Source organism: Prevotella amnii DSM 23384 = JCM 14753, from assembly GCF_000378745.1.
Lineage (GTDB): Bacteria > Bacteroidota > Bacteroidia > Bacteroidales > Bacteroidaceae > Prevotella > Prevotella amnii.
In genome coordinates this window covers 1-8,760 of the sequence record NZ_KB905319.1, presented here as the reverse complement: position 1 = coordinate 8,760, position 8,760 = coordinate 1, and the positions used below count along the sequence as shown (strand labels likewise).

7 protein-coding genes and 2 tRNA genes are annotated in these 8,760 nt (G+C 33.2%); 5 read left to right on the top strand and 4 right to left on the bottom strand.

Annotated elements, in window-relative coordinates; all coding sequences use genetic code 11:
- Positions 1-553 precede the first annotated feature (553 nt).
- The 3 genes from F596_RS0110170 to F596_RS0110160 form a co-directional block, all read right to left on the bottom strand.
- Positions 554-2,101 carry a YifB family Mg chelatase-like AAA ATPase gene (locus F596_RS0110170; protein WP_008450709.1) on the bottom strand — a complete coding sequence of 516 codons (1,548 nt, stop codon included), beginning with the start codon at positions 2,099-2,101 and terminating at the stop codon, positions 554-556.
- Positions 2,102-3,094 carry a TlpA disulfide reductase family protein gene (locus F596_RS0110165; RefSeq protein WP_019036867.1) on the bottom strand — a complete coding sequence of 331 codons (993 nt, stop codon included), beginning with the start codon at positions 3,092-3,094 and terminating at the stop codon, positions 2,102-2,104.
- Positions 3,095-3,118: 24 nt separating this feature from the next.
- A tRNA-Leu gene (locus F596_RS0110160) sits at positions 3,119-3,204 on the bottom strand.
- A gap of 194 nt (positions 3,205-3,398) precedes the next feature.
- Between F596_RS0110160 and F596_RS0110155 the strand changes: the two genes are divergently transcribed.
- From F596_RS0110155 to F596_RS11945, 5 genes are all read left to right on the top strand, one after another.
- On the top strand, positions 3,399-6,116 hold the full coding sequence (locus F596_RS0110155) for a DNA gyrase/topoisomerase IV subunit A (RefSeq protein WP_019036866.1): 2,718 nt from the start codon (positions 3,399-3,401) through the stop codon (positions 6,114-6,116).
- The gene (locus tag F596_RS0110150) at positions 6,103-6,936 is read left to right on the top strand and encodes a DUF3316 domain-containing protein (protein WP_019036865.1); all 834 of its coding nucleotides are present in this window, start codon (positions 6,103-6,105) and stop codon (positions 6,934-6,936) included. The genes F596_RS0110155 and F596_RS0110150 overlap by 14 nt, the downstream gene beginning before the upstream one ends.
- Entirely contained in the window at positions 6,936-7,940 is a 1,005-nt protein-coding gene (locus F596_RS0110145; RefSeq protein ID WP_019036864.1) for a S41 family peptidase, read from the top strand. Before F596_RS0110150 ends, F596_RS0110145 begins: the two co-directional genes overlap by 1 nt.
- A 91-nt stretch (positions 7,941-8,031) precedes the next feature.
- Positions 8,032-8,116, top strand: a tRNA-Leu gene (locus tag F596_RS0110140).
- Positions 8,117-8,283: 167 nt separating this feature from the next.
- Positions 8,284-8,463 carry a hypothetical protein gene (locus tag F596_RS11945; protein WP_019036863.1) on the top strand — a complete coding sequence of 60 codons (180 nt, stop codon included), beginning with the start codon at positions 8,284-8,286 and terminating at the stop codon, positions 8,461-8,463.
- A 23-nt stretch (positions 8,464-8,486) separates the two neighbouring features.
- Here F596_RS11945 and F596_RS0110130 read toward each other — a convergent pair.
- Positions 8,487-8,760 (bottom strand): transposase (locus F596_RS0110130; protein WP_019036815.1); only part of this gene is annotated, 274 nt, incomplete at its 5' end.

Genomic DNA, 8,760 nt, shown 5'->3' with positions numbered 1-8,760 from the left:
AATTTTTCGAACCTCTACAGCAGTAAGTGAAGGTTCGAACCCGATGTTCAACAAAATTAGCGAATGTACATGACCCTGCACGTCACGATATGACTCCTTGATGCGATAATAAGGAGCCATGTCGCCTGTGGCAGGATTGAATCGTGTCTGTACATTTGCGTGCATGAGTGCAAAGTAACAAAATAATTTTGATATGACTGTGTCCTACAAATCGGTTTTTGCCCCTCGTTACAATACCCTACACTTGATTATCAATCATTTATCAAATTAATACTAAACAAAATATCCCGAAAATTTATGAAAAATAATTTTGCCGGTTAAACTTGGGCTAAATCATATCCCATTCATGATAGAGTGGGATGTATTATCGTGCACATGATTCTAACAAGGAATAATACTCCTAACTTATCAAAATATAGACGACTTAACCCGAACTGGGGTAAATAATAATGAAATGAAAGAAAAAACATAGAATGGCATTTCAAAATAAAATAACAAAAAAAAATAAATCCCTAAGATAAAAAACTTAGGGATTTATTTTTGTTTATAAGTATTATACTCCTCTTTCAGCCCAATCACCACGATCTAAACTGCGATAACCTATAGCCTCTGCTATATGCTGCGTTTTTACTTTAGGACTACTGTCAAGATCTGCTATAGTTCTCGCTACTTTTAATATCCTATTATAAGCACGGGCAGATAACTTAAGATGTTCCATAGCAACACGCAATAAATCTAACGATTCCTCATCAGGCTCAGCAAATTCATGTATCATACGCTCTGACATTTGAGCATTACAATGGATATGCGAATAGTCCTTAAAACGCTCTGTCTGCATCTCTCGTGCTAAAATAACTCTTTCTCTAATAGTCTTACTCGGTTCACCTTGTTTTGCTTGTGAAATATCTTTAAAAGGAATAGGAGCTATTTCACATTGTATATCAATGCGATCAAGCAGTGGTCCAGATATTTTTGCTAAATATTTTTGTATCTGTCCGGGCGAGCAAACACAATGATGAGTAGGATCTCCATAATATCCACATGGACAAGGGTTCATACTTGCCACAAACATAAAGCTGCATGGGTAAGTAACAGTATACTTTGCTCGCGAGATTGTTATAATTCTATCCTCCAAAGGCTGGCGTAATACCTCTAAAGTATGTTTAGAAAACTCTGGTAATTCGTCGCAAAACAAAACACCATGATGTGATAACGTAATCTCCCCTGGCATAGGATTAGTACCACCACCTACCAAAGCTGCTTCTGAAATAGTGTGATGCGGACTTCTGAAAGGACGCTGAGTTATTAATCCACTATTACGCTGCAATTTACCTGCTATTGAATGTATTTGCGTTGTTTCAAGACTCTCTGACAATGATAATGGTGGTAAGATAGATGGCAAACGCTTCGCCATCATACTTTTTCCACTACCTGGTGGACCTATCATGATAAGATTATGCCCTCCAGCTGCAGCAACTTCTAAAGCGCGTTTTACATTTTCTTGCCCTCGTACGTCTGCAAAATCAAGTTCAAATTCATATTGATGTTCATAAAACTCTTTACGTGTATCTACTATACAAGGGTCTGGAGATGACGTATCATTAAGAAAATTGATAACTTCTAAGATATTATCCATACCATATACTTCAAGTGTATCAACTACAGCTGCTTCCCTTTCATTTGCTTTAGGCACTATAATACCTTTAAATTTTTGCTTTCTTGCCTTAATTGCTATAGGTAAAATACCCTTCACAGGCTGTAATAGACCATCAAGACTAAGTTCTCCAACAAGCATATACTCTGATAGCTTATCACACTTTATCTTATTATTAGCTGCTAATAACGCAATAGCTAATGGTAAATCAAAGCTTGCTCCTTCTTTCTTAATATCAGCAGGAGCAAGATTTGCCGTAATATCAGCAACTGGAAATTTATAACCATTATTTAATAAAGCAGCAGCAATCCGGTCATGACTCTCTTTCACTGCTGCATCGGCAAGCCCTGTAAGATGAAATAACACACCACGAGTAATACTTACTTCAACTGTTACGGTTGTAACTTCCATACCATTTACAGCTGCACAAAAAGTTTTTACAAGCATTTAAAGTTTATTTTCTGATAAACGTTGTCGGATGGTATTTGCCGTTATATCACGTTCAACAATACGTCCATTACGAATAATTACATTTCCAGGTATATTACTTAGATTAAAAATCTTAAGTAGTTTTGTTTCAAGCATATTACCATCACATATGTTTGAAAACTGTATTCCATCTGTTTTAAGTATTTGTTTGCAAACCTTTGCATCAGGATCTACACAAATTCCAATAGCTTTTACCTTATGTTTTTTTACAGCTTCGTTAATAACCCTCTGAAGATCCATACTTTCAAAGCTCCATGAAGCCCAAACATTCACAATTGCAGTTTTCCCTTTCAAATCTGCATTTGTAACCACATTTCCGCTTATATCATGCTCTTTAAAGTAAGGTATAGCATTCCTTAAAATTATTTCTTTCTGAGCTAATAACATTTGCTTCAAACCTATTAAAGTAATATTATTAGGTTGATTTCTAAGCATCAAATCCACCAATGTCAAGGCTTTTTTATAATCTGGTTCCTCTGTTGTGATAAAATATTTCCTGACAAGATAAACACTAACTATAGACTCTGGGTAATCTTTCACAAATTGTACTACATATTTTAAAATCTCAGGGGGTGATGATGATGCTATTTGTTTACGAAACTTTGTCATTAACTCATTTGACTTAGTACCACTTACATCCATCTCCTTCAGATGAGAAGCATCTGCTTTTATTTCTACAGATTTCCCTTCTTCTGCAAAAACAGGCTGAGTAGAAAAGTTTGGAAATATAATTATTAAGGTAGAAGGCTTATTACATGGTATTTCATATGCAAAGCGTCCTGCTTCTATTTTTATAGTATCAAGACCTTCTATCCCACCATCAGGACTATAAACATAAAGCTCACCAGAATTAATATGTAGGAAACGACCTTTTATCTTGAAGTAGCCACTTTTGGTACCGCAAGAAACCAACAGCAATACAGTGAAAAATAAAAATGCTATTCGTTTCATCTACAAAGAAAATTAAAAGGTTAGTGCCGCGAGCGGGACTCGAACCCGCACAGCCATTTCTGGCCAAGGGATTTTAAGTCCCTCGTGTCTACCAATTCCACCATTGCGGCTAAACCGAGTGCAAAGATAAGTTTTTTCTATAAACTATCAAAATTTTTTTCGTTTTTTTTATTCTGAGCTAAAACAAAATCGTTATATCAATATTATATCATATTCTTCTTAGTTTGTTTTTATGCTCTTTTTTTCTTAAATTTGCAAAATAAGAAAGTTAACAAAAAAGCTGAATTTCAACTTTTAAGCATATATGGACGATGAGATAAAAGACTCTAACTTAGAGTATATAGGAGCTGAAGAGGCAGAATGTAAAAGACACTCCAATTATAATCCAACCGATAGGTTTGATGCATCTGCTGTACATCACCTATCAGGAATGTATAAAAACTGGTTCTTAGATTATGCAAGCTATGTCATCTTAGAGCGAGCTGTACCCAATATTGAAGATGGATTAAAGCCTGTTCAACGACGCATCTTACACTCTATGAAGCGTATGGATGATGGAAGATATAACAAGGTAGCAAATATTGTTGGTCATACCATGCAGTTTCACCCACATGGAGATGCTTCTATAGGCGATGCTTTAGTGCAATTGGGACAAAAAGACTTGCTTATAGACACACAAGGTAATTGGGGGAATATTCTTACAGGAGATCGTGCTGCTGCTCCACGATACATAGAAGCCCGTTTATCTAAATTTGCTCTCGAGACAGTTTTTAATCCTAAAACAACTAATTGGCAACAGTCTTACGATGGACGTAACAAAGAACCTATCACACTACCTGTAAAATTTCCATTACTTTTAGCACAAGGAGCTGAAGGTATAGCTGTAGGTTTATCTTCAAAAATACTTCCTCATAACTTAAACGAAATATGCTCTGCTGCAATTTCATATCTTAAAGGTAAAGATTTTAGTATTTATCCCGACTTTGCTACAGGGGGAAGTATTGATGTTTCTAAATATAATAATGGACAACGTGGAGGCACTTTAAAGATAAGAGCAAAAATAGAAAAGCTCGACCACAAAACACTTGTCATTCGTGAAGTACCTTTCACCAAAACGGCCAGTTCCATACAAGAATCAATAACAAAAGCAATAGAAAAAGGTAAAATAAAAATTCGTAAGGTAGAAGATATGACAGCTTCAGAAGTAGAAATACATCTGCATCTTTCTCCTAACACCTCTAGCGACAAGACTATTGACGCACTATATGCTTTTACCGATTGTGAAATAAGTATTTCACCCAATTGCTGTGTAATAGAAAATAACAAACCTCATTTTCTCACCATATCAGACGTTCTAAAACATTCAGTAGATCATACAAGGGAACTTTTGAAACAAGAATTAGAAATACGCAAACATGAATTAGAAGAACAGCTTTTTTATAATTCTTTAGAACGTATTTTTATAGAAGAACGAATATATAAAGAACATAAATTTGAAACCGCTAAAGATCTCAAAGAAGTCGTTGCTTTCGTTGATTCTAAAATAGAACCATTTAAAAAGCACTTTATACGTGAAGTTACACGTGAGGATATTATTCATTTATTAGAAATAAAGATGCAACGCATCTTAAAATTTAATAAAGATAAAGCTGATGACGTTATTATTAAAATAAAAGCAGAAATAGCAGAAATAGATAAAGATCTAAGCGAAATGACACGTGTTACCATAGAATGGTTTAAGCATTTAAAAGGTAAATACGGCAAAGAACATATTCGTAAAACAGAGATAAAAAACTTTGACACCATTATCGCTTCTAAAGTAGTAGATGCTAATGAAAAACTATACATAGACCGCTCAAGTGGATTTATAGGAACAGGATTAAAGAAATCTGAATTTGTTCAAAACTGCTCTGACCTCGATGACATTATTATTTTTTATCGAGACGGAAAATATAAAGTTATCCGTGTAGCTGATAAAGTATTTGTTGGTAAAAACATATTGCATCTCCAAGTATTTAAAAAGAATGATAAACGCACTATTTATAATACTGTTTACAAAGATGGTAAAACAGGAATTTACTATATAAAACGATTTAATGTTACATCTATAACACGAGACAAAGAGTATGACATCACAACAGGAACACCTGGTTCACGCGTAGTTTACTTCACTGCCAATGCTAATGGTGAAGCAGAAGTTATAAAAGTAACGCTAAATCCAAACTTTGATAAAAAGAAACAAAATATCTTCTTAGAACGTGACTTTTCACAAATAGCAATTAAGGGACGTGATGCCAAAGGAAATATTCTCACAAAAGAAAGCGTACACCGCATATCTTTAAAAAGTCATGGACACTCTACTTTAGGAGGCAGAAAAGTATGGTTTGATCCTGATGTTAATCGCATTAATTATGAAGAGCATGGTAACTACATAGGAGAGTTTAATGATCAAGACCAGATTCTAATAATACTTAATGATGGCTATTTCTATGTTTCATCCTTTGAAGCTACTAACCATTATGAGGATAATATAGCAAAAATAGAGAAATTTGACGCAGATAAAATCTGGACTGCTGTTATTTTTGACGCAGACAATAAAGGTTATCCATATTTAAAGCGCTTTCAAATGGAAAGCAATAAACGAAAACAAAGTTTTATAGGTAATAATAATAGTAAATTAGTATTACTTACAGATACTGCTTATCCTCGCATTCAAATTACTTATGGTGGAGATGATGCTATTAAAGGCACTCAAGAAATAGATGCAGAACAATTTGTTGGAATAAAAGGATTTAAAGCTAAAGGAAAACGTATAACTACTTTGAACGTGGAAAGTATAAAAGAATTAACACCCTTACGCTTCTTAAATGAAGAAAATAACAATAAAAACAATGCAACACATACTCATCTTTCTGTAGAAAATCTTGATCCTGATGCAGGAAAAAGTAAACAAGAAATAATTGATGAAATTGCTGGACAGCTTAATTTATTCGATAATATTAATAAAGATGATGCAGAATAATCTTATAACAAGAAGATTATGGTTATTAACTATAATACTATTAATGAATATTCATGTTTTTGCACAAGACTCTTTATACAATAATAAGATTATCACCAATTCTAAAATGATTGGTATTGGTAAGGTAAATGTGTTAGATACTTATTTATCACCAGAAGAATATAATGGCAAAGAGTTTCGATACTTCTCACTAACAGAACGTGATAATGGAAGTAATATATCAAGAGAATTAGTACACCAAATCCATTTTTTATATTTACATAATAGAACTAATGTTAATAGCGAACTTGGTAGTTGGTATAATTTTCAATACAATATACACTATAAACTATTAGATTTTACTATAGGAAAAGGTAAATTAACAATGAAGATTGGTGGTGGAATAGATACCAACTTGGGAGCTTTATATAATATCCGTAATAGCAATAACCCTGCACAAGCATACATTAATGTTAATATAGCACCTAATATCATTATAAATTACCTGCTTCATATAAAAGGACATCCTATACTTTTACGATACGAGGGACAAACTTCAATTATAGGATTAGCCTTTACACCAAATTATGGACAGAGTTATTATGAAATATTTTCAAAAAAAAATTATGATAATAATATAGTATTTACTACTCTCATCTCTACTCCGTCTACACGCCAATATATTAGCGCTGATTATACTATTCATCATACTACTATACGCTTAGGATATGCTCTTGATATCCAACAAACAAAACTAAATGGTTTAAAGTATCATTCGTGGAGTAATTTGTTTATAATAGGATTAGTGAAAAAATTTAATCTTGTAAAAATAATACCATAATGAAACATACAAAAATATTATCTTCTTTTTTTTTAATAAGCATACTTACACTTACAGCATGTGTTAGAAATGATATATATAATAATAATGCACACGGTAACTTTGAAGCTTTATGGAAAATTATAGATGAACATTATTGTTTTTTTCAAGAAAAACAAATAGATTGGAATAAAATACATACAAAGTATATAAAACAGATTAATGAAGAGATGACTAATGGGCAGCTGTTTGAAGTTATGACAAATATGCTATCAGAACTAAAAGATGGACATGTTAATCTCTACTCTTCTTTCAATATAGGTCGCTATTGGTCATGGTATGAGGAATATCCACAAAATTTTTATAAGTCATTAGAACGTAAATACCTTGGACATAATTATCGTATAGTTAACGGAATGTCATACACTATCCTTAATGATAATATAGGATACTTACGATGCTCTACATTTCAAACAACCTTTGGCGCAGGAAACTTAGATGAAATTTTACTATATATGCAACCAACCCATGCACTAATAATTGATCTTCGTAATAATGGTGGTGGTAATATTACTGCAGCCGAACAGCTCGCAGCACGTTTTACAAATAAAGATATATTAGTTGGATATATGCAACATAAAACAGGACCGGGACATACAGACTTTTCTATATTAGAAAAACAAATCCTTAAACCAAGCAAAGGTATACGATGGCAAAAAACTGTTATAATACTTACCAATCGTAGTGTATACTCTGCTGCTAATGAGTTTGTAAAATATATGAAATGCATTAAAAATGCGATTATTGTTGGTGATCGTACAGGTGGTGGAGCTGGCTTGCCTTTTTCTTCAGAACTCCCTAATGGATGGGGTATTCGCTTCTCTGCTGCTCCTATATTTGACCGTAATAAAATAACAACAGAATTTGGCATAGAGCCTGATTATAAAGTAAATATTAATATCTTAGATTTACAAAAAGGCAAAGATACCATAATAGAATATGCACGAAAAATAGCTATATCATAATAGAGAACAAATGAAAATAATACTACAAAAATACTTTAAAACTTTTGGTAGTTTAACTTAAAGTATATACCTTTGCACAAAATATAAGAATGCGCCTGTGGCGAAATTGGTAGACGCGCTAGACTTAGGATCTAGTGTTTCGCGACGTGTAGGTTCGAGTCCTATCAGGCGCACCACACAGAGTCCTAACTGCTTAGAAATGAGCAGTTAGGCTTTTTGTTTTTATAAAATTGCCAACATAATTCGTCGCTAATTTGTTGTTATTGGCAAAGTTTATGTTGTTTTCATCCGTATTTCTCATAATTGCATTTCACTTGGCATCGCCAATATTAAGAGTCATCAAATGATACCCTATAGTCAGATAGATTGGCTCAATGGAAATTTAGTGGAGATAAGCATAAAAATCTTTGCAAGTCTATACAGAAAGAATTTTTCATCAACGATACCCATTAGTGATGCTCTGAAACCTTTGATTTTCTCATTAAAAGATTCAGCTGCAGCATTAGATGATCTTATGAAGTAATTAATATGTTAAATAGTCGTCCCTTAAAAACTATATTTCAGCATAAAGTTTGTACTGACAAGCTTTATGCTGATTCTTTTTATAAGGCACAAAAGAGCTCTCATAGCTCTTTTGAAGTTATATGCTGCCGCAGCTAATAATACATTGATAGCATCTCCTTTCACACCTTTATAAAAGTTGCGAGATAATCGGTGGTCTGCTTTAAGATGTCCTATTGTTGGTTCTATACCTGCTCGTTTACAAAATAGTTTGTGTTTCTTTTTCTTTTGGTAGTAGCTGTCTTTAGCTTTAGGAACG